The following is a 20,476-nucleotide window of genomic DNA, read 5'->3' as shown; positions in this document are numbered from 1 at the left end:
ACTCCCGACAGGTGGTGTCCACGATGACGACCTCTCACGCTCTCTCTCCTTCCTCCCACGACCACTCCCCCGTTCCCGCACCGCTCGGTGTCCCGCCGTTCGAGCCGCTGCGGGTACGGAGCGGGCGGCAGCGGTGGCGACGGGCGCTGCGGCGCAGGGGGCGAGCGCCGGCGGCGATCCTCGTGATGAGCGCGGCCGCCCTGGCGGTGGCGGCCGGCGGCAAGGTCTCCGACGGCCCGCCGCCGGCGGCCGCGGCGGCGACGTCGGAGCAGCGCCGGGCGCCCGTGGTGCGGTGGGTGTCGGCGCCGGTGCGGATCGCCGACGCGGAGACCGTGCGGCTGCTGCGGCCCGGTGACCGGGTGGACGTGATCGCGGCGCCCAACTCGCCGATGGGCGAGGCCGGTGAGGCGCGCGTGGTCGCTACGGGCGCCCGAGTGGCCGAAGTTCCGCGCTCGGGTGAGACTCGTTCGGACGGTGGGGCCTTGATCGTCCTCTCCGTGCCACGGTCGACGGCGACGCTTCTGGCCGGTGCGGGTGTCACGGGCCAACTGGCGGTGACACTGTGCTGATTCGCACGGACTGCCTGTCAAGTCACCGTCCCGTGTGTACGGATTGGACGGCTCTGCGCTGTTCGCGGCGTAATGGCACCGCTAACCGCACACGTAACTGCACGCGCGACGAAAGGCATCCGGGTGAGCCCGAAGAAGGAAAGCGTGATGGCAGGCTTCAAGGCCTTCCTCATGCGCGGCAATGTGATCGACCTGGCTGTGGCGGTCGTGATCGGCGCCGCGTTCACCAACATCGTGAACTCGGTGGTGAAGGGCATCATCAACCCGGTGGTCGGAGCCTTCGGCACGAAGAACCTGGAGAGCTACAAGAGCTGCATCAAGGACTCGTGCCAGGTGGTGAACGGGGAGGTGCAGGGCATCGAGCTCCAGTGGGGTCTGGTGCTCAGCGCCGTCCTCAGCTTCCTGATCACGGCCGCCGTCGTCTACTTCCTGATGGTGCTGCCCATGGCGAAGTACCTGGCCAAGCGGGCCGCGCACGACAAGGCGAAGGAAGGCGTCCAGGAGACGATGGAGATCAGCGAGCTGGAGGTCCTCAAGGAGATCCGCGACGCGCTCATCAGCCAGCGCGGCCCGAGCTCGGGCGCCGGTACGGGAGGTACGAGTACGGGTACGGGTCCGGGCGGCACGGGGACGGGTGGCACGGGGTCGCACCCCACCCCCTAGCCGGCGACTCGCACCGGCATCAGAGGTGGTGCGGCGGCTTCTCTTCGAGGAACCGCGCGAGATCGGCGGAGCTGTCGCCGCCGGGAGGCCGCTCGCCCCACCCGCGGTCCGTGTCGTCCGCGGACTGCTGGTCCAGCGGATCGTCGAAGATCAGCTTCGGCTTCGTGGTGTTCTCGGGGATTGACTGGTTGCCGGGCTGCTTCGCGTCTCGCGGACCGTGGGCGGGGGCGGTGCTCATACCTCCAGGGTACGCCGGGTATTCGGCCGTGGACCCGCTCCGATCAGCGGTCTTTCGGGTCGAGCAGCCAGAGCCCGAGCACGACGAGGAAGGACAGGACGAGGAAGCCGGCCCCCCACCAGGCCGTGCCGGTGTCGCCGGCCATCCACTCGTCGACCACGATCGTCAGCCCCCACAGCTGGCCGATGACGACCGTGAGGGCCAGGGCCAGGCGCGCGCTCAGCTTCGAGGAGCGCTCGGGCTCCTGCTCCGTGCCGGCGCCGGGGCCCGGGCCTGTGTGGCGGACCCGGGGGTCGCCGTAGCCGCTGGTGGGGCGGATCTGCGGGTAGCGCTCCTGGACGGGACGGTTGAGGCGGGGCTGCGCGCTCCCGGGGGTGTAGGCGGGGCGCGGCGGATGGGCGGCGCCTCCGGGGCCTCCGACAGACCCGTCGGCGGGACTCGCGCCGGGTCCTCCGCCGGGGGTGCCCGGGGTGGGGTCGGGGGCCTCCGGGTCGCGGGGGAAGGGGCTGTCGCTCATGTGCGCTCGCTCCTCGTGGCCGCGCCCTGCGCCGAGGCCCCCGGGCAGCCGAGGCGCTCGGCGAGACCGGGCCGCTCCTCGCCGAGCTGGCGGCACAGACCTTCCTGGACGCTCTCGCCGGAGCGGGTCGTGCCGACGGCCCAGATACTGCCGTCGACCTCCTCCACCAGGAGCACCTTGGGCAGCGCCCGGGGTGGCGGGCCGGCTGTCACCGCTCCCGTACGGGGGTCGAAGATCCCCTCGTGGCAGGGGCAGTACAGCTCGCCCTCGCTTCCCCGGTCCTTGCGCCAGAGGACCGCGCAGGCGAGGTGGGTGCAGACGGCGGAGTAGCCGGCGAGGGTGCCGTCCTCCATGCGGAGGGCGACCGCCCGGTCCTCCTCATCGGGGTAGCGGAAGGCGAGGGACTCGCCGGGCAGCAGCTGGTCGGCGATCTTCTTCACCTCGGGTGCGCCGTCGGAGTCGCCGTGGCGGTGCAGGATGCCGGAGGCGACGCCGATGCCGCCGAGGGCCAGGCCGCCGGAGACGGTGGCCACGATCCGCAGGTAGTCGCGCCGGGTGGTGAGCGAGTCGGCGGCGATGCGGTCGTGCAGCGCCTCCTGGGCGGCGTCGGTCCCGCCGTGGCCGTCGGCAGGCGGCTGTTCGGTGACGCTCATCGCACTCCCCCCCGTCGCCCGCCGCCACCCTTGTTCGAGTTCGCTTCGCTCACATCCCTCCCATTGATCTCCACGACGGGCAGGCCCCCGGGGACCGGCCATTGGACCTTGTCGGCGGGGACGACCATCGCCACTCCGGTGGAGACGGTGGTCGTGCCGAAGGTGAAGGAGTCGGCGACCTGGACGCCGGGCCGCTCGGACTGGAGCTCTTCGAGCGTCCCGTAGAAGAGGGCGCCGGTGGGGCAGACGGTCGCGCACATGGGGGCGAGACCGTAGGCGGTGCGGTCGTAGCAGAGGTTGCACTTCATCTGCAGCTTCGCCTGGAGGTCGATCTTCGGGACGCCGAAGGGGCAGGCGTTGACGCAGTTGGCGCAGCCGATGCAGCGGGTGGTGTCGGCCTGCTGCACCACACCGTCGGCGGTGACGAGGATGGCGTCGGCGGGGCAGACCTCGGCGCAGGGCGCGACCGGGTCCTCGCAGTGCATGCAGACGGTGGGGAGGGAGGCGACGGAGTGCCCCTCGTCGGGGTAGTCGAGGTGGATCATCGACTTGCCGCGGTGCGAGTCGCACTCGCGGCAGGCCGAGACGCACGCCTGGCAGCCGATGCAGCGCCCGGGGTCGATGAAGATCGTGCGGCCCATCATGAGCGGCGTCAGCTCCTCTCCGATGTGCCACGGCCCTGCGGGGACGTGGGTGGCAGGGGGTCGGTTCGGGAGACCTGGGCCTCCGGGTAGGCGAGCTGCCCGGGGGCGGTCGGGGGCGCGGGGACCTCGTCGATGGCTTCGGCGCCCTCGATGCGGGCCGCGCAGACCTTGTACTCGGGAATCTTGGAGCGGGGGTCGAGGGCGTCGATGGTGAGGGCGTTGGCGGCGGTGGGGACCGGCCAGTGGTACGGCACGAAGACCGTGTCGGGCCGGATCGCCTCGGTCACCAGGGCGGGGAAGACCTCGCTGCCCCGGCGGGTGACGACGCGGACGGGGTCGCCGGTGCGGAAGCCGTGGGAGGGGTGGACCTCGACCCAGGGCCGCGGGGTCTGTTCGACGAGGCCGCCCAGGCGGCGGGTCTGGTTGCCGGAGAGGAAGTGGGCGACGGTGCGGCCGGTGGTGAGCGAGAGGGGGTACTCCTCGCTGTACGGGTCCATGGGCGGGTGCCATTCGACGACCTGCATATGGATCTTGCCGTCGGGGTGGTAGGTCCTGCCGTCCTCGAAGAGGCGGGGGGTGCCCGGGTGGTCGGTGCTGGGGCAGGGCCAGGCGATGCCGCCGGTCTCCTCAAGGCGCTCGTAGGTGATGCCGTAGTAGTCGTTGACCGTGCCGGCCGAGGCGATGCGCAGCTCCTCGAAGACGGCGCGGGAATCGGGGAAGTCGAACTTGTCGCCGGCGCCGAGGCGCTTGGCGAGTTCGCAGATCACCCACGTGTCGGTACGGACTCCGGCGGGCGGTTCCTGGGCCTTGTTGTGCTTGACGACCCGGGCCTCGGCATTGGCCATCACGCCCTCGTCCTCGGCCCAGACGGTGACGGGGAAGACGACGTGCGCGTTGGTGGCCGTCTCGGAGAGGAAGAAGTCGAACTGGGCGTGGAACTGGAGGGTGTCGTAGCCGTTCTTGACGGTCGCGTAGTTGGGCAGGGAGACGAAGGGGTTGTTGCAGATGCCGATCAGGCCGCGGATCTCCTCGCGCTGCATCTGCCAGACCATCTCCATCATGGAGGTGCCGGCGGGCGGGAGTTCGGACTCGTCGATGCCCCAGATCTCGCAGATCTGGCGGCGGTGTTCGGGGTTGGTGATCGAGCGGCCGCCGGGCAGCAGGTCGGACTTCTGGCCGTGCTCGCGGCCGCCCTGACCGTTGCCCTGGCCGGTGATGGTGCCGTAGCCGGCGCCGGGCTTGCCGATGTTCCCGGTGGCGGTGCACAGGTTGATGATCGTCAGGCAGTTCTCGACGCCCTGGGAGTGGTGCTCGACGCCGCGGGCGTGCCAGGCCATGGCCTTGTCCGCGCCGGCGAACATCCGGGCGGTCCGGACGATCTGCTCCTCGGGGACGCCGCAGATCTCGGCGGCGCGGGAGGGTGGGTACGCCTGGACGGTCCGCTTCACCTCGTCCCAGCCGGTGGTGTGGGCGGCGAGATAGGCCTCGTCGGTGAGGCCCTCGGCGACGACCACGTACAGGACGGCGCTGAAGAACGCGGAGTCGGTACCGGGCTTGAGGGCGACGTGGAGGTCGGCGGTGCGGGCGATGGCCGTCTCGCGGGGGTCGACGACGATCAGGCCGGCGCCGCGGTCCCGGGCGCCCCACAGGTACTGGGTCATCACCGGGAAGCACTCGCCGACGTTGGAGCCGGCGATGAGGAGGCAGTCGGTGAGGAGGATGTCGGAGAACGGGTTGCCGGCGCGGTCGATGCCGAAGGACAGCTTGTTGGCGCCGGCGGCGGAGACCATGCACAGGCGGCCGTTGTAGTCGACGTGCCGGGACTTGAGGGCGACGCGGGCGAACTTGCCGACGAGATACGTCTTCTCGGAGTAGAGGCTGGCTCCGCCGAGCAGGCCGAAGGAGTCGTTGCCGTACTCCTCCTGGATGCGGCGGATCTCGGCGACCGTGAAGTCGAGCGCCTCCTCCCAGCTGGCCTCGCGGAACTCCTCGTCGCGGTTGCGGCGCATGAGCGGGGCGGTGAGCCGGTCGGGGTGGTTGACCTGCTGGTAGGCGTTGATGCCCTTGGGGCAGAGCCGCATCCGGTTGATGTCGTGGTCGCGGGGCTCGACGCCGAAGACCTTGCCGCCGTGGTCGACGCGGAGGTACATGCCGCACTGCACGCCGCAGAAGCAGCAGTGGGTGGGGACGAGCGTCTCGCCCTCCTGGTCGGCGTGCCAGCGGTCGGCGGGGATGCCTCCGGCGTCGCGGAAGTTGCGCGTGCCGGGCGGGGCGACGGAGGGGTCGAGCGGGAGGGGGACGGGCCGGCCCACGTTCGGCTGGGTCACTTGAAGCCCTTCTTGACGTGGGTGAGGTAGGCGTTGCCGCGCATGACGCGCTTGCAGCGGGGGCAGTACGTGGGTCCTTCGGCGAAGCCGAGGTCGAGGTCGCGCATGGTGCCCTGGAGGTTCTCGACGTACGGGGCCGCGTCGATGGGCTCCCCGCAGCGGCGGCAGGCGAGGAGCTCGTCGCCGTCCTTCTTGCGGGAGGTGTACTTGAAGAGCTGCATGCCGACGGCGGCCGGCCGCTGCACGATGTGGAAGAACTTCCCGAACGGGATGTAGATGAGCGTGAAGACCACGGACACCATGTGCAGGATCGCCAGGAACTCGTAGCCGCCGCCGTGCAGGAAGATCGACGAGAAGGTGAGCAGGAGTCCGGTCACGGCGATGACGATGAGGGCGATCAGCGGCACCAGGTCGTAGGCGAACCGCTGGCCGGTGATGGCGCCGCGGTCCTTCATCCGGCGCCACAGGAAGTAGGACGCGCCGGGGATGACGAGGACGGCGGCGATGTCGAGGCCGTGGAACATCAGCCAGCCGACGATGTTCAGGGCGTCGAAGCCGAGGACCTTGAAGCCCCAGATCCGCATCTCGTACCCGGGTCCTGAGCCGGTGGACGAGGTGAAGGTGAACCAGCCCCAGGTGAGCGGGAAGGTGATCAGGGCGGCCAGGACGCACCCCCAGAAGATCATCTGGTGGGCGGCCCAGCGGGCGTGCGAGCGGGCGCCGAGGAACTTCTGGAAGCCGAGGTAGGTGGCGATCATCTTCGGCAGCGCGGTGGGTGCCCTGCGGAAGTTGGCGGCCGAGAAGAAGGAGCGCCAGCCTTGCTTGAAGAGGCGGCGGGCGCCGGGCGCGGAGATCCACACGGTGTAGCGGTAGGCGACGCCGAAGGCGAGGAAGACGGTGGCGACCGCGTACGGGAGGAGCGCCGAGTCGAAGTCGCGCAGGAGCCGGCTGCCGAGCACGATCGCGACGATCAGCAGGGCGGAGACGACGGTGCCGGCGAGCGCGGCCCGGCGGCGCACGTCGGCCGGGGTCTGGCGGCGGACCTCGGGGGCCGGCTGGACGGCGGGAGACGTCTGGACGACGGGCTCGGGGGCCTCGGGTGGCTCGGTCACGCGCACACGGTAGGCCGGTATGCCCCATATGGGCATGTTCTGCGGGTCGGGCGGGTGAACGTTTCGCTCAGATGGCGTTCAGGCCGTGGGACCGGAAGAGGGCGCGGGCCGCGGCGACCTCGTCGGGGGTCGGGGAGGGGGTGTCGTGGAGCGTGAACGGCATGGCGAGTGCTTGCCACTTGGCTTCGCCGAGCTTGTGGAAGGGGAGGATGTCGACGCGCGAGACATTGCCCAGGCCGGCGGCGAAGGCGGCGACCCCCTCGATGTTGTCGGGGTCGTCGGTGAGGCCCGGGACGAGCACGAAGCGGACGTGGACCTCCTGGTCGAGGTCGGCGAGGCGGCGGGCGAAGTCCAGGGTCGGCCGCAGCGGCCGGCCGGTGACCTTCTTGTACGTGTCCGAATCCCAGGACTTGATGTCGAGAAGGACCAGGTCGGTGTCGCGCAGCAGGGCGTCGGTGGCGCGGACGCCCAGGAAGCCGGAGGTGTCGAGGGCGGTGTGGAAGCCGAGCTCGTGCTTCATCCGGTGGAGCAGCTCGCCGGTGAAGACGGGCTGGAGGAGGGGTTCGCCGCCGGAGACGGTGGCCCCGCCGCCGGACGCCTGGATGAAGCGGGTGTACTTCGCGGCTTCGGCGATCACGGCGTCGGCGGAGGTGCGGGTACCGCTCCGCATCCGCCAGGTGTCGGGGTTGTGGCAGTAGAGACAGGTCAGTGGGCAGCCGGAGAGGAAGGTGACGAAGCGGGTGCCGGGGCCGTCGACGCCGGTCGACAGGTCCCAGGAGTGCACCGATCCCTCGGAGGGGCGGCGGGTCGCCGCGGCGGCGGGCGTCGCGGGACCGGATGCGGTGATCCTCGTGGTCGTCGTGGTCATGGCAGGACCTCTCCGTTCCGAAGGAGCGGCCCCGGGGCCGAGGTGAGGGTGAGACCCGGCCCCGGGGAGTTGGTGGCTAGGGTCTCTCGTTCGGATCAGGCCGGATCAGGGGGCGGGGTCCGCGAGCCCGGCATGATCCGAACGAGAGGCCCTACAGCGAGCCGTGGAAGGTGCGGTTGAGGACGTCGAGCTGCTGGTCGCGGGTGAGCCGGACGAAGTTGACCGCGTATCCGGAGACCCGGATGGTCAGCTGCGGGTAGTTCTCCGGGTGCTCCATGGCGTCCATCAGCACATCCCGGTTGAGGACGTTGACGTTCATGTGGAAGCCGTCGCTGGCCATGTAGCCGTCCAGGACACCGGCCAGGTTCCTGATCCGCTCCTCGGGGGTGCGGCCCAGGCCGTCGGGGGTGACCGTGTTGGTCAGCGAGATGCCGTCCTCGGCGTCCTCGTACGGGAGCTTGGCGACCGACAGGGCCGAGGCGACGTACCCGTGGGTGTCGCGGCCGTTCATCGGGTTGGCGCCCGGCGAGAACGGCTCGCCGGCGCGGCGACCGTCGGGGGTGTTGCCGGTCTTCTTCCCGTAGACGACGTTGGAGGTGATGGTCAGGACGGACTGGGTGTGTTCGGCGTTCCGGTAGGTCGGGTGCTTGCGCACCTTCTTCATGAACTCCTCGACCAGCCAGACCGCGATCTCGTCGGCCCGCTCGTCGTTGTTGCCGAACGCCGGGTACTCGCCCTCGATCACGTAGTCGGTCGCGAGACCGGTCTCGTCCCGGACCGGGGTGACCTTGGCGTACTTGACGGCGGCCAGCGAGTCGGCGGCCACGGAGAGGCCGGCGATGCCGCAGGCCATGGTGCGGCGCACGTCGCGGTCGTGGAGCGCCATCTCGATGCGCTCGTACGCGTACTTGTCGTGCATGTAGTGGATGACGTTCAGGGCGTGGACGTAGACGCTCGCGAGCCACTCCATCTGCTCGTCGAACCGGGCCAGGACCTCGTCGTACTCCAGGACGTCCGAGGTGATCGCGCCGGTCTCCGGGCCGACCTGGGCGCCGGACTTCTCGTCCCGGCCGCCGTTGATCGCGTACAGGAGGGTCTTGGCGACGTTCACGCGGGCGCCGAAGTACTGCATCTGCTTGCCGACGGGCATCGCGGAGACACAGCAGGCGATGGCGGTGTCGTCGCCGAAGCGGGGCCGCATCAGCTCGTCCGACTCGTACTGCACGGAGGAGGTGTCGATCGACACCTTGGCGCAGAACTCCTTGAAGCCCTGGGGCAGCCGGGGCGACCAGAAGACGGTCATGTTCGGCTCGGGCGCCGGGCCGAGGTTGTACAGGGTCTGGAGGTAGCGGAAGGAGGTCCTGGTGACCAGCGGACGGCCGTCCTCGCCCATCCCGGCGATGGACTCGGTGACCCACGTCGGGTCGCCGGAGAACAGCTCGTCGTACTCGGGGGTGCGCAGGAAGCGGACGATACGGAGCTTGACGATGAAGTCGTCGACCAGCTCCTGGGCCTGCTCCTCGGTGAGGAGCCCGGCCTCGATGTCACGCTGGAGATAGACGTCCACGAAGGTGGAGGTCCGGCCGAGGGACATCGCGGCGCCGTTCTGCTCCTTCACGGCGGCGAGGTAGGCGAAGTACAGCCACTGGATGGCCTCGCGGCCGGTGGTCGCCGGGCCGGAGATGTCGTACCCGTAGGCGGCGGCCATCGTCTTCAGCTCGCCGAGCGCGCGGATCTGCTCGGCGAGCTCCTCGCGCAGCCGGATGGTCTCCTCGATCGAACGGCGACCGGCGGGAAGGGAGTTGAGCCCCTCCTTCTCCTCCTGCTTGACCGCGATCAGACGGTCGACGCCGTAGAGGGCGACGCGGCGGTAGTCGCCGATGATGCGGCCGCGGCCGTAGGCGTCGGGGAGACCGGTGACGATGCCGGCCTTGCGGGCGGCGCGGATCTCGGGGGTGTAGGCGTCGAAGACACCGGCGTTGTGGGTCTTGCGGTACTCGGTGAAGACCTGCTCCAGCTCGGCCGGGACCGGGTAGCCGTAGGTCTCCAGGGCGCCGGCGACCATGCGCCAGCCGCCGTTCGGCATGATCGCGCGCTTCAACGGGGCATCGGTCTGGAGGCCGACGATCAGGTCCTTGTCGCGGTCGATCCAGCCGGGGGCGTGGGAGGTGATGGTGGAGGGGATGTCGTGGGCGATGTCGAAGACGCCCTTGGCGCGCTCCTCCGGGAAGCGGTCGGTGATCGCCTTCCACACGGCGGTGGTCCGCTCGGTGGGGCCGGCGAGGAAGGAGTCGTCGCCCTCGTAGGGCGTGTAGTTCTGCTGGATGAAGTCACGGACGTCGACGGCATCGCGCCACAGTCCGCCCTTGAAGCCCTTCCAGGCCCGCTCGTTCACCGTTGCCTCAGCAGGGGTCGCAGTCACTGCCCGCACCGCCTTCTTCGAATCATTCGATCGCGTCGTTGCCTACCTCCATTGCACGCCTTTTGATCGATCAAAAGGCTCGGCATTGGTCACCAGTCGACGGCCATTGGTCCCCCTCCGGGCATGCGGAAAGACCCCGCCTGAGCGGGGCCTTTCGCGAGCGGATCGACAGCCGGTCAGCTGGGCGCCTCCGCGCCCTTGCGGGCGTAGAACCACCAGGTCACGACCGTGCAGCTGGCGTAGAAGGCGACGAAGCCCCACATCGCGCTGGTCACGGCGACCGAGCCGAAGAGGGCCGGGATGAAGAAGAAGCCGTAGGCGGCGATGGCCGAGGTGAAGCCGGTGACGGCGCCGGACTCCATCTCCGACTGCTTCAGCGCCTTCGTGTACTCCGGCGTGCCCTCGTCAAGCCCCTTCAGGTGCGTCGAGCGGAAGATCACCGGGATCTGGCGGAAGGTCGAGCCGTTGCCGATGCCCGAGAAGAAGAACGCGGCGAGGAAGCAGAAGAAGAAGCCGTAGAAGTTGCCGGTGTCCGCACCGGTCGGCAGGAAGCTGATGACGCCGATGATCGAGGCGGCCATGCCCACGAAGGACAGGATCGTCACCCGGGCGCCGCCCAGCTTGTCCGCGACCCAGCCGCCCGCCCACCGGGCCAGGGCACCGACGGCGGGACCCATCCAGGCGTAGGTGGCGACGGAGTAGTCCGGGAAGGTGGTCTTGATCAGCATCGGCAGCGCGGCGGCGAAGCCGATGAAGGAGCCGAAGGTGCCGACGTACAGCCAGGTCATCACCCAGTTGTGCTTGCGCTTGAAGATGACCTTCTGCTTGCTGAACGGGGTGGAGGCGACCTTCAGGTCGTTCTGGCCGAACCAGGCCACCGCCGCGAGGATCAGCAGCACCGGCACCCAGATGAAGGCCGCGTTCTGCAGGTAGACCGGGGTGCCGTCGGCCTTGTGCTGGGCCGAGCCGATCGCGATGGTCGAGAAGGTGATGACGATCGGCGTGAGCAGCTGGACCACCGAGACGCCCAGGTTGCCCAGGCCGCCGTTGATGCCGGTCGCGCTGCCCTTCTTCGCCTTGGGGAAGAAGAAGCCGATGTTGGCGAGCGAGGAGGCGAAGTTGGCGCCGCCGATGCCGCACAGGGCGGCGATGCCGACCATCACGGCGTACGGGGTCGACGGGTTCTGGATCGCGATGCCCAGCCAGATCAGAGGGACGATCAGCACGACCGTCGAAAGCGCCGTGAAGCGGCGCTGGCCGATGCGCGGGCCGAGGAAGGTGTAGAAGATCCGGGCGGTGCCGCCGGTCAGACCGGGGATCGCCGTCAGCCAGAACAGCTGCGAGGTCGAGAAGCCGAAGCCGACGTCCTTCAGGTTGGTGGCGGTGACGCTCCACACCTGCCAGACGACGAAGGCCACCAGGAGCGCCGGGACCGCGATCCACAGGTTGCGGTTGGCGACGCGCTTGCCGATCGACTTCCAGAAGAGCTCGTTCTCGGGCTCCCAGTCGTTGATCGGCCTGCCGGGGCGGTACTGCTCCGCGTCGTACGAGGGTGCCGGCCCGCTCGTCGCCGCTCTGCTGTCCTGGACTACGGAACTCATGGCGCTTCCCTGGGGGTGGGGACTTCGGTGGGTGGGGACTTCGGGTTCTTCCTTGCTCCTCCACCGTGCGCCCGTACATAAGGGGGAGGTCAGAGGCCATGGTCGCGACCTGAGCGGGCGGAGGTCCCGTCCGTCACGGGCCGTCCGTCGCGGGTCCCCCGTCAGTCGCGGGCCGTCGGGACACCCACACCCGCCCCGACCTCGTGCACCGGCAGCGCGACCGACGGGTCGTCCCGGCAGACGCCGGTCCGCAGCGAGAACTCCTGCTTGAGCATCGGCGAGGCCACCACCGGCTCCCCGTCCCGCGTTCCCATGATCCCGTCGGCGATCACGTCCGCCCCGGAGAACGGGTCGCGGTTGCCCACCGCGTACACCTCGCCCGTCCCGTCCCTGAAGAGCGCCGCCTCGCTGCCGTCCGCGAGCACCGCGGTCCGCCCGCGCCCCGGCTCCAGGAACTCCACCCCGTCGCCGTACGGGCCGAAGCGTGCCAGCGCCGCCGGGTCCTCCAGGACCGCGCGCCACTCGTCGCGGTAGGCCGCCACGTGCCGCCCCATCTGGGCCTCCAGCTCCGCGCCGATCCCGAGCCGGTCCTCGACGAGCACCTCCCGCAGATGGCCGAGGCCGCCGTCGAGCCGCTCCAGCCACGCCGACGTACGCTCCAGGCGCTCCCCGGTCCGTACGTAGTACATGAGGAACCGGTCGATCAGCGCGAAGAGTTCGGCCGCCGACAGGTCGGAGGCGAGCAGGTCGGCGTGGCGGGGGCTCGCGCCGCCGTTGCCGCAGACGTACAGGTTCCAGCCGCCGGCGGTGGCGATCACGCCGATGTCCTTGCCGCGCGCCTCCGCGCACTCGCGCAGACAACCCGACACCCCGCCCTTGATCTTGTGCGGGGCGCGCAGCCCCCGGTAGCGCAGCTCCAGGTCGATGGCGAGCTGCACGGAGTCGCCCTGCCCGAAGCGGCAGAACTTCGACCCGACGCAGGACTTCACGGTGCGCAGGGACTTGCCGTACGCGTGCCCCGACTCGAAGCCCGCGTCGATCAACCGCCGCCAGATGCCGGGTAGTTCGGCCTTCCGCGCGCCGAAGAGGTCGATCCGCTGGCCGCCGGTGATCTTCGTGTACAGGCCGTGGTCGCGGGCGATCTCGCCGATGACGATCAGCTGCTCGGCGGTGATCTCACCGCCAGGAACGCGCGGCACGACCGAATACGTTCCGTCCTTCTGGAGATTGGCGAGGAAGAGGTCGTTGGAGTCCTGCAGCGCGGCCTGCTCGCCGTGGAGGATGTGCGGCAGCCCGAGTTCGGGGCCGAGCGTCCCGAGGACGTTGGCGACGACGGGCTTGCAGACGACGCACCCCTCGCCCTTCCCACACTTCTCGATCAGCTCGCTGAAGGACCGGATGTGTTCGTCCCGCACGCGCGCGTAGAGCTCCGACCGGGAGAGGTCGGGGAAGTGCTCGCACAGGCCGCGCGGCTTCTCGACCCCTGCGGCGTCGAGGACCGCCTGGAGGGTGTTCACGCAGCCGCCGCAGCCCGTGCCCGCCTTCGTGCAGCGCTTGATTCCGCCGACGTCGGTCAGGCCGTGCTCGGCGACGGCGGCGCGCACCGCGCCCTTGGTGACGTTGTGGCACGAGCAGACGACGGCGTCGTCGGGCAGGCTGTCCGCGCCGGGCAGCTCGCCGCCACCGCCCGCGGGCAGCAGAAACGCTTCGGGAGGGGCCGGGAGCCGCCGCCCGGCGTGCGGCATCAGCGCACCGTACGCCTCCGCGTCGCCGACCAGGATGCCGCCGAGCAGCTGCCCGTCGGGGCCGAGCAGCAGCTTCTTGTACACGCCCTCGCGGCCGTCCGAGAAGACGATCTCGGTGGCCTGCGGCCCGGCGGCGAACGGGTCGCCGAAGGAGGCCACGTCCGCACCGAGGAGCTTCAGCTTGGTGGAGGTGTCGGCGCCCGTGAAGACCAGGTCACCCTCCCCCGCCAGCCGGTCCGCGACCGTCTCGGCCATCTGGTAGCCGGGCGCCACGAGCCCGTAGACCCGCCCGTCGCAGGTCTGGGCGCACTCGCCGATCGCGTAGATGTACGGGTCCGTGGTGCGGCAGTGCTCGTCGACCGCCACGCCCCCGCGATCGCCGACCGCGAGCCCCGACTCCCGCGCGAGCCGGTCCCTGGGCCTTACCCCGGCCGAGAAGACGACCAGGTCGGCGGGGACGCGGGTGCCGTCGGAGAGCTTCAGGGTGCGTGTCCGTCCGTCCGCGTCCGTCTCGATCTCGGCGGCGCCGACGCCCGTGTGCACGGCGACGCCCATCGACTCGATGGTGGCCCGCAGCGCGGCGGCCCCGCCGTCGTCGACCTGGAGCGGCATGAGCCGGGGCGCGAACTCGACCACGTGCGTGGTCAGTCCGAGGGTCCGCAGCGCGCCCGCCGCCTCCAGGCCGAGGAGCCCGCCGCCGATCACGACACCGGTGCGGCGGCCTTCGGCGCGGCGGTTCTCGGCGTACGAGGTGAGGGCCTCGACGTCGTAGAGCGTGCGGTAGGTGAAGCAGCCGGGCACATCGGCGCCGGGGATGGGCGGGACGAACGGGTACGAGCCGGTGGCCAGGACCAGCGCGTCGTACGCGACGACGGCGCCGGAGGTGGTGGTGACCGTGCGGGCGGCCGTGTCGATCTGCTCGGCGGGGTCGCCCAGGCGCAGGTCGATGCCGTGTGCTTCGAGGAACTCGGCGTCGGCGAGACCGAGTCGGTTCGGGTCCGTGCCCGTGAAGACGGACGAGAGGTGGACCCGGTCGTAGGCCGGGACGTCCTCCTCGGCGAGCACGACCACCCTCCCCCAGACTCTGTCCGGGGGGACCCCCATGCCGGGCGCCCCCGGGTCGGCGGGGTCGGCGAGCGCGCCGCGCTCGGCGAGCGCCTCCAGGAGACGGTGGCCGACCATGCCGTGGCCGATCAGCACGAGGGTCTGGGTGGGGGTGGCCATGGCGGGCTCTCCGAGAGGTAGAGGGATGTCCGTCTCCGACCGTAGGCGGGCCCGGGGGCCGGTTCGGCGCCGTGAAGGGCCCGAGGAGAGGGGACTTGTGGCCCGTCGGGGCGGGACCGATGACGGTGCTGCCGGCGCGGCGGCCCGGCTTAGCGTGAACGGGTGGGGGCCGTGGGGCGGCGTACGACACCGCCGGCCGCGGCCCCGACCTTCTTGGAGGTGCGTACGGATGCTGGTCCTCGCCGTGCACGGCAGCGCGGTCCCCGAGGCGGGGGCGACGATCGAGCGGCTCGCGGAGTCGGTGCGGCGGCTCACGGGCACGCGGGTCGCGGTCGGGCACCTGGACCACCAGGCGCCTTCGCTGGCGGACGTGCTCGCCTCCTGTCCGGGTGCGGTGGTCGTCCCGCTGCTCCTCGGCGACGGCTACCACCGGACCGTGGACATCCCGGCGGTCGCCCGCCGCCACGACTGCGTGGTCACGCCCGGGCTCAGCGGCGTCTCGGCCGTGGGCCTGGCCCTGCACGACCGCCTCGCGGAGGCCGGCGGGCCCGGGGACGCGGTGGTGGTGGCGGGGGCCGGGTCCTCGCGACCGGGCGGCAACGACGGTACGGAGGCGGCGGCGCGGCTCCTCGCGCGTCGGGTGGGGGTGCCGGTGGTGACGGCGTACTGCTCGGCCTCGGAGCCGTCGGTGCCGGACGCGGTGGCGGGGCTGCGGGCGGCCGGCCACGCGCGCGTGGCGATCTCGACGCACCTCCTGGCCCCCGGCCGCTTCACGCACGCGCTCGCCGCCGTGCCGGGCGCCTGGACGGTCGCGGCTCCCCTGGGCGCCCACCCGGGCCTCGCCCACACGGTGGCGTGGCGCTACGGCGAGGCGTCCAGGTCCGCGCGGACCGACCTCGCCCTGAACGCCTCCTGACCACCCACGACGGTCAGGCAGCACCCACCACCGTCAGCCAACGCCCCGCAACCGTCAGGCAGCGCCCGCATCCGTCAGGCAGCGCCCACGAGCGTCCCGTGAGCGCACAACCGTCCGGCAATCGCGTGCCGTGGCCCCCGCGCGGGTACGGGCTCTGGTGTCCTGGGGCGCATGACGCAACCGTTCCTGCCGCTCACCGCGCGGTCGCGCGCCGAGGCGCACCGCGCCGCCACGCCGCTCGAGCTCTTCTTCGACCTCTGCTTCGTCGTCGCCGTCTCCCAGGCCGGTGCCGAGCTCGTGCACGCGATCGCCGAGCACCACGCCGCCGACGGGATCGCGCACTACGCGATGGTCTTCTTCGCGATCTGGTGGGCCTGGATGAACTTCACCTGGTTCGCCTCCGCGTACGACAACGACGACGTCCTCTACCGCGTCGTCACGCTCGTCCAGATCGCCGGCGTCCTGATCCTCGCCGCCGGAATCTCCCGGGTCTACGAGGACGACTTCTCCGTCGCCGTCATCGGCTACATCGTGATGCGGATCGCCCTCGCCTCCCAGTGGCTCCGCGCCGCCCACCACGCCTCGGACCCCGGCGAGCGCAGGATGTGCCGCCGGTACGCGGGCGGGGTGCTGCTCGTCCAGCTCGGCTGGGTCGCCTTCCTCTGGGCTCCCGAATCCGCCCAGCCCTGGATCTTCCTCGCCGGGGTCGTCGCCGAGCTGGCCGTCCCCGCGTTCGCGGAGAAGGACGTCAACACCCACTGGCACCCGCACCACATCGCGGAGCGCTACGGCCTGTTCACCATCATCGTGCTCGGCGAGACGATCTTCGCGGCGACCGTCGCCGTGAAGACCGGCGTCGCGGAGTACGACGCCCTGGACCAAGTGCTCCCGATCGCCGCCGGAGGACTGCTGATCGTCTACGCCGCCTGGTGGATCTACTTCGCCGCCCCGGCCCACCTCCGTCTCGCCTCCAACCGGCAGGGTTTCCTCTGGGGTTACGGCCACTATCTGATCTTCGCCTCCGCCGCCGCAATCGGCGCCGGCATCGAGGTCGCCGTCGAACAGGTCGTGGGCAAGGCCCACATCTCCACGCTCGCCGCCTCCTCGGCCGTGACGATCCCCGCCGCGCTCTTCCTGCTCTGCGTGTGGGTGCTGCACGCCCGCTACTTCAAGGTCGGCATCGCGCAGCAGCTCGTGCTGCCCGTCTCGGCCCTGGCGATCCTGATGTGCACGTTCGCGGGCCGCTGGGCGGTCCTGATCGCGGGCCTCGTCGCGGCGGCGACGGTGGCGGTCGGCGTGACCCTCGCCTCGCGCAACCCGGCCTCGCGCGGTGCGGGACCCGGCCACGGTCAGGGCTACTGACCGAACACGCGTGGTACGCAAGGACCATGACCATGACGAACCATGACGCAATCACGGACGTGACCGGGCTACGGGTCGGCCACGCGCGCGTGGCGGGGCCGGGGGCGCTGAGCGGGACCACGGTCGTCCTCGCCCCGGAGGGCGGGGCGGTGGCCGCCGTGGACGTGCGCGGCGGCGGCCCCGGCACCCGCGAGACCGACGCCCTCGACCCCCGTAACCTCGTCCAGCGGATCGAGGCGCTGGTCCTGACGGGCGGCAGCGCGTACGGGCTCGACTCGGCCGGCGGGGTGATGGCCTGGCTGGAGGAGCGGGGGCGAGGGGTACGGGTCGGGCCCGAGCCCACGCACGTGGTCCCGGTGGTGCCCGCCGCCTGCGTCTTCGACCTGGGCCGGGGCGGCGACTTCTCGGCCCGCCCGGACGCGTCCACCGGTCGGGCCGCCGTGGAGGCCGCCGCCGCGACGGAGCTCCACGCGCGCGTGGAGACGGGCGCGGTCGGCGCGGGCACCGGGGCCGTGGTCGGCGGGCTCAAGGGCGGGGTGGGTACGGCCAGTACGGTCCTGGAGTCGGGGATCACGGTCGGCGCGCTCGTCGTCGTCAACGCGGTCGGCTCGGCGGTCGACCCGGAGACGGGCGTCCTGTACGGGGAGCTCTTCCAGGGCCGCCTCCCCGACCGGCCCGCACCGGCCGTCCACGAGGAGGCGCGGCGGCGGCTCGCCGATGCGGCGGCCCGGAACACCCCGCCGTCCCTCAACACCACCCTCGCGGTCGTGGCGACCGACGCCGACCTGAGCCGCGCGCAGGCACAGAAGTTGGCGGGCACGGCGCACGACGGCATCGCGCGCGCCGTGCGCCCGGTGCATCTCCTCAACGACGGGGACACCGTCTTCACCCTCGCGACCGGCGCCCGCCCGCTGCCCCCGGAGGCCGGGCCGCTCGCCCTCAACGAGATCCTCGCGGCGGGCGCCGACCTGGTGACCCGGGCCATCGCACGGGCGGTCCGGGAGGTCACCGAGGGGGTGGCCGGACCGGGCGGAGAGTTCCCCGCACACCGCGAGCTGTACGGACCCGAGCCCACTGTCGACTCCCCGTCCAATAAAGGGAGTTGACGGATTCGGCCTTCCGGCGCGCGGGAACTTTCCGCGCGCCCCCTTCGTTTTGCCGAACCCGGACACGATGTCAGACCCAGGGACTACGTTTAGCAAGCACCAAGTGACATGCGGCGACGGCCTGGAGAACCCCTTGAACGATCCGCAGGATCCTCACGATCCGTACGAGACGACCGAGACGCACCTCGCGCGGCTCCTCGGCCGTGCGCTCAACTCCTTCGACCTCCCCGACAGCATGATCGAACGCCTGGAGACGGCGTTCGCCCACTCCAGCACGCTGCACTCCTCGCACCACAGCGCGTCGCTGCACCGCACGACGTACCGCCACACCTATCTGCTCGCCGACGGCACGGCGCTCGGCCTCTGGGAGCTCGTGCACAACTCCGGCCGGGCCGGCACCGAGCAGCACGAGCTGTACGCGGACGAGGCGGAGGCCCGGCTCGCCGCGTCCCGGCTGCCGACCCGCTTCGCCCCGGGCTGGGACGTGGAGCGCACGTCCGGGCCGGAGTTCGACGAGGACAACGACCTCGAGCTGCTGAGCGCGCTCCTGTCCCGCCCGATACCGAAGCAGCCCCGGATGTACGTCCCGGACAACTCCCCGGACCACGCCCGCCGGGTGCTGCGCCGCGCGGAGAACCCGGACCGGCCCGGCGAGCAGACGGCCCGCCGGCTGCGGATGGCCTTCGCGCACCACATCACCCAGGCCTTCGGCCGGCTGTGCACGGTGGAGGGCGGTGGCCGGGACGCCGGATTCACGCTCTACGAGCACGCGTTCCTGCTGCTCGACGGCGGCGAGCTGAGCCTGTGGGAGGTGGAGCACACGGCGACCCCGGACGGCCGCCACATGTGCGAGGTCTACGAGGACGAGCACGCGGCCCGCGAGGCGATGGAGCACCGCGCCCGCGTGCGGTGAGCGGGCGGGCGCGTTCCGCTCAGGTGGTCGTGCGGACGAGCAGGGCCACCGTCACGCCCGTCAGCCGCTCGGTGCCGGTCGCGGTGTAGCGGGCGCGGAGGGCCCGCGCCTGCTCGGCCGGGAGCGCGTCGAACGGATCGGCCGCGTCACCGGCCACCACCAGCCAGATCCTCTGCTCCGCCTTCAGGCAGGCGACCGGGTCGGGGCACTCCGTCGACCACAGGTCCGCGCGGTCGGCGGACGACGTGGCGAGGAAGACATCGCGCGGCCGCAGCTCGTCCCGCAGATAGAAGCGGACGCCGACGTCGAGCATGCGCCAGTAGTCGTCACCCCGGTCGAACGCCACCGCGTCCCCCGGCCGGTGGTACTTCTCGATGGTCCGCGCGGCGCCCTCGTAGTCGATGCCGTGCCAGAAGTGCGCGTACGGACGGCGGACCGCCTCCTGGTCCGGCAGCGTGAGCACCACGAGCGCCACCAGGACCGCCGCGACGACACCCCGGGACCTCGGCCCGGCGAGCCCCGCGAGCCCCGCTCCGGCGAGGACGGCCCAGGCAGGGAGGGTGAAGAGCAGATAGCGGAAGTAGAAGTACGAGACGTCACCGTGCGAGACCGCCCAGAGCAGCAGCGGGGGCAGCACGGCGAGCGCGGAGACGACGAGAACGGGGCCCCGGGCGGCCGGTCTACTGGGCGTGGCGCGGCGCTCGCCCCACGCCAGTACGGCGAGCGTGGTCACGGCCCCGGCGACCAGCGCGGAGGCGTACAGCTGGGGCAGGAAGGTGACCAGACTCCACAGGTCAGGGCCGGGGATCCAGGAGATCTGGCGGCCCGCCTGCGTCCGCCCGAGGAGAGCGACCGGCGCGACGGCGGCGGTCCCGGCCAGCGCGGCGAGACCGAAGCGCAGGGCGATCGGGCGCTCCTCGCGGGCCCGCAGGGCCACGGCGACCAGATGCCCGGCGAGCACGGTCAGCGCGACGATGTGCAGCAGGCCGACCGCCGCCACGCACAGTCCGTACGCGGCCCAGCGCCACCGGCTCTCCGGCCGGTCCAGCGCGCGCAGGAGCAGCAGCGTGGAGACGGTGACCGCGAGGACGACCAGGGCGTACGGACGGGCCTCGTGCGCGTAGCGCGTGACGACCGGTGCGAGCGCGAAGAGGAGACCGGCGGCAAGCCCGGCGCGGGCGCCGAAGAGGCGCCGGCCGATCAGCGCCGTACAGCCGGCGGTACCGGCCATCGCGAGGGCGGAGGGCATGCGCAGCGCGGCGGCGGAGTCCCCGAAGACGGCCATCCAGCCGTGCAGGAGGAGGTAGTAGCCGCCGAGCACCGCGTCCACGCGCTGGACCGTGTCGAGGAGCTGCCCGGTGGACCGGGCGGCCATGTCCCAGGTGTTGAGCTCGTCCTGCCACAGCAGCGGGCGGCCGATCGCGTACACCGACAGCGCGAGGGCGACCAGCGTCGGCCACAGCCAGACGCCGTGCCGCCGCCCCCGTACCGCGTCCGGTCGATCGCCGGGGCGGGGTACGGGGCGGGACGGGCGGTCCGCGGCCGGGGCAGCGGTGAGGGTGGACGCAGGCGTCGGGGAAGGGGTCGCCATGGCCG

17 protein-coding genes are annotated in these 20,476 nt (G+C 71.6%); 6 read left to right on the top strand and 11 right to left on the bottom strand.

The genetic code is table 11. The features are described 5' to 3' along the window. The first annotated feature begins 23 nt into the window (after positions 1 to 23). Positions 24 to 569, top strand: coding sequence for a hypothetical protein (locus tag AB0F56_RS24050; RefSeq protein ID WP_362013134.1), 546 nt, complete (start codon positions 24 to 26; stop codon positions 567 to 569). A gap of 123 nt (positions 570 to 692) precedes the next feature. Next, positions 693 to 1,232, top strand: coding sequence for a large conductance mechanosensitive channel protein MscL (mscL, locus tag AB0F56_RS24045; RefSeq protein ID WP_362013132.1), 540 nt, complete (start codon positions 693 to 695; stop codon positions 1,230 to 1,232). A gap of 19 nt (positions 1,233 to 1,251) precedes the next feature. On the opposite strand, the gene AB0F56_RS24040 is transcribed toward mscL, so the two are convergent. The 10 genes from AB0F56_RS24040 to nirB form a co-directional block, all read right to left on the bottom strand. Further along, the gene (locus AB0F56_RS24040) at positions 1,252 to 1,470 is read right to left on the bottom strand and encodes a hypothetical protein (protein WP_362013130.1); all 219 of its coding nucleotides are present in this window, start codon (positions 1,468 to 1,470) and stop codon (positions 1,252 to 1,254) included. 43 nt (positions 1,471 to 1,513) lie between these two features. Continuing rightward, positions 1,514 to 1,987: a hypothetical protein gene (locus AB0F56_RS24035; protein WP_362013128.1), complete on the bottom strand. Its 474-nt coding sequence runs from the start codon at positions 1,985 to 1,987 to the stop codon at positions 1,514 to 1,516. Next, entirely contained in the window at positions 1,984 to 2,640 is a 657-nt protein-coding gene (locus AB0F56_RS24030; protein ID WP_362013127.1) for a Rieske (2Fe-2S) protein, read from the bottom strand. Before AB0F56_RS24030 ends, AB0F56_RS24035 begins: the two co-directional genes overlap by 4 nt. Beyond that, positions 2,637 to 3,284, bottom strand: a complete 648-nt coding sequence (locus AB0F56_RS24025; protein WP_362013125.1) for a 4Fe-4S dicluster domain-containing protein — start codon at positions 3,282 to 3,284, stop codon at positions 2,637 to 2,639. Before AB0F56_RS24025 ends, AB0F56_RS24030 begins: the two co-directional genes overlap by 4 nt. Before the next feature lie 8 nt (positions 3,285 to 3,292). After that, on the bottom strand, positions 3,293 to 5,611 hold the full coding sequence (locus AB0F56_RS24020; protein WP_362013123.1) for a molybdopterin oxidoreductase family protein: 2,319 nt from the start codon (positions 5,609 to 5,611) through the stop codon (positions 3,293 to 3,295). Continuing rightward, entirely contained in the window at positions 5,608 to 6,723 is a 1,116-nt protein-coding gene (locus AB0F56_RS24015; RefSeq protein WP_362013121.1) for an MFS transporter, read from the bottom strand. Before AB0F56_RS24015 ends, AB0F56_RS24020 begins: the two co-directional genes overlap by 4 nt. Positions 6,724 to 6,790: 67 nt before the next feature. After that, a complete protein-coding gene (gene pflA, locus AB0F56_RS24010) occupies positions 6,791 to 7,591 on the bottom strand; it encodes a pyruvate formate-lyase-activating protein (protein WP_362013119.1) in 801 nt (266 codons plus the stop codon). Between the two features lie 151 nt (positions 7,592 to 7,742). After that, positions 7,743 to 10,022: a formate C-acetyltransferase gene (pflB, locus tag AB0F56_RS24005; RefSeq protein WP_362013117.1), complete on the bottom strand. Its 2,280-nt coding sequence runs from the start codon at positions 10,020 to 10,022 to the stop codon at positions 7,743 to 7,745. Positions 10,023 to 10,189: 167 nt separating this feature from the next. Beyond that, positions 10,190 to 11,614 (bottom strand): NarK family nitrate/nitrite MFS transporter, encoded by a 1,425-nt coding sequence (locus AB0F56_RS24000; protein ID WP_362013115.1) that lies wholly within the window; start codon positions 11,612 to 11,614, stop codon positions 10,190 to 10,192. A 161-nt stretch (positions 11,615 to 11,775) separates the two neighbouring features. Then, a complete protein-coding gene (gene nirB / locus AB0F56_RS23995) occupies positions 11,776 to 14,583 on the bottom strand; it encodes a nitrite reductase large subunit NirB (protein WP_362013113.1) in 2,808 nt (935 codons plus the stop codon). A gap of 229 nt (positions 14,584 to 14,812) precedes the next feature. Between nirB and AB0F56_RS23990 the strand changes: the two genes are divergently transcribed. The 4 genes from AB0F56_RS23990 (at position 14,813) to AB0F56_RS23975 (ending at position 18,880) form a co-directional block, all read left to right on the top strand. After that, positions 14,813 to 15,499, top strand: coding sequence for a CbiX/SirB N-terminal domain-containing protein (locus AB0F56_RS23990; RefSeq protein WP_362013111.1), 687 nt, complete (start codon positions 14,813 to 14,815; stop codon positions 15,497 to 15,499). A 171-nt stretch (positions 15,500 to 15,670) separates the two neighbouring features. Next, complete coding sequence (locus AB0F56_RS23985; protein WP_362013109.1) at positions 15,671 to 16,861, top strand: low temperature requirement protein A; 1,191 nt, start codon at positions 15,671 to 15,673, stop codon at positions 16,859 to 16,861. Between the two features lie 32 nt (positions 16,862 to 16,893). After that, positions 16,894 to 17,967 (top strand): P1 family peptidase, encoded by a 1,074-nt coding sequence (locus AB0F56_RS23980; RefSeq protein ID WP_362013107.1) that lies wholly within the window; start codon positions 16,894 to 16,896, stop codon positions 17,965 to 17,967. A 133-nt stretch (positions 17,968 to 18,100) separates the two neighbouring features. Next, complete coding sequence (locus AB0F56_RS23975; RefSeq protein WP_362013106.1) at positions 18,101 to 18,880, top strand: DUF6227 family protein; 780 nt, start codon at positions 18,101 to 18,103, stop codon at positions 18,878 to 18,880. Positions 18,881 to 18,899: 19 nt separating this feature from the next. Here AB0F56_RS23975 and AB0F56_RS23970 read toward each other — a convergent pair whose 3' ends face one another. After that, positions 18,900 to 20,471: a glycosyltransferase family 39 protein gene (locus AB0F56_RS23970; RefSeq protein WP_362013104.1), complete on the bottom strand. Its 1,572-nt coding sequence runs from the start codon at positions 20,469 to 20,471 to the stop codon at positions 18,900 to 18,902. Positions 20,472 to 20,476 lie beyond the last annotated feature (5 nt).

The organism is Streptomyces sp. NPDC026092 (assembly GCF_040638605.1).
GTDB lineage: Bacteria > Actinomycetota > Actinomycetes > Streptomycetales > Streptomycetaceae > Streptomyces.
Note: the sequence above shows the minus strand (reverse complement) of the source record. Positions and strands in the feature narration are given on the sequence as shown.

Coding starts and splice junctions, on each gene's coding strand:
- AB0F56_RS24050 (WP_362013134.1), top strand. CDS start 24: ATGACGACCTCTCACGCTCTCTCTCCTTCCTCCCACGACCACTCCCCC.
- AB0F56_RS24040 (WP_362013130.1), bottom strand. CDS start 1,470: ATGAGCACCGCCCCCGCCCACGGTCCGCGAGACGCGAAGCAGCCCGGC.
- AB0F56_RS24035 (WP_362013128.1), bottom strand. CDS start 1,987: ATGAGCGACAGCCCCTTCCCCCGCGACCCGGAGGCCCCCGACCCCACC.
- AB0F56_RS24030 (WP_362013127.1), bottom strand. CDS start 2,640: ATGAGCGTCACCGAACAGCCGCCTGCCGACGGCCACGGCGGGACCGAC.
- AB0F56_RS24025 (WP_362013125.1), bottom strand. CDS start 3,284: ATGATGGGCCGCACGATCTTCATCGACCCCGGGCGCTGCATCGGCTGC.
- pflA (WP_362013119.1), bottom strand. CDS start 7,591: ATGACCACGACGACCACGAGGATCACCGCATCCGGTCCCGCGACGCCC.
- AB0F56_RS24000 (WP_362013115.1), bottom strand. CDS start 11,614: ATGAGTTCCGTAGTCCAGGACAGCAGAGCGGCGACGAGCGGGCCGGCA.
- nirB (WP_362013113.1), bottom strand. CDS start 14,583: ATGGCCACCCCCACCCAGACCCTCGTGCTGATCGGCCACGGCATGGTC.
- AB0F56_RS23990 (WP_362013111.1), top strand. CDS start 14,813: ATGCTGGTCCTCGCCGTGCACGGCAGCGCGGTCCCCGAGGCGGGGGCG.
- AB0F56_RS23985 (WP_362013109.1), top strand. CDS start 15,671: ATGACGCAACCGTTCCTGCCGCTCACCGCGCGGTCGCGCGCCGAGGCG.
- AB0F56_RS23980 (WP_362013107.1), top strand. CDS start 16,894: ATGACGAACCATGACGCAATCACGGACGTGACCGGGCTACGGGTCGGC.
- AB0F56_RS23970 (WP_362013104.1), bottom strand. CDS start 20,471: ATGGCGACCCCTTCCCCGACGCCTGCGTCCACCCTCACCGCTGCCCCG.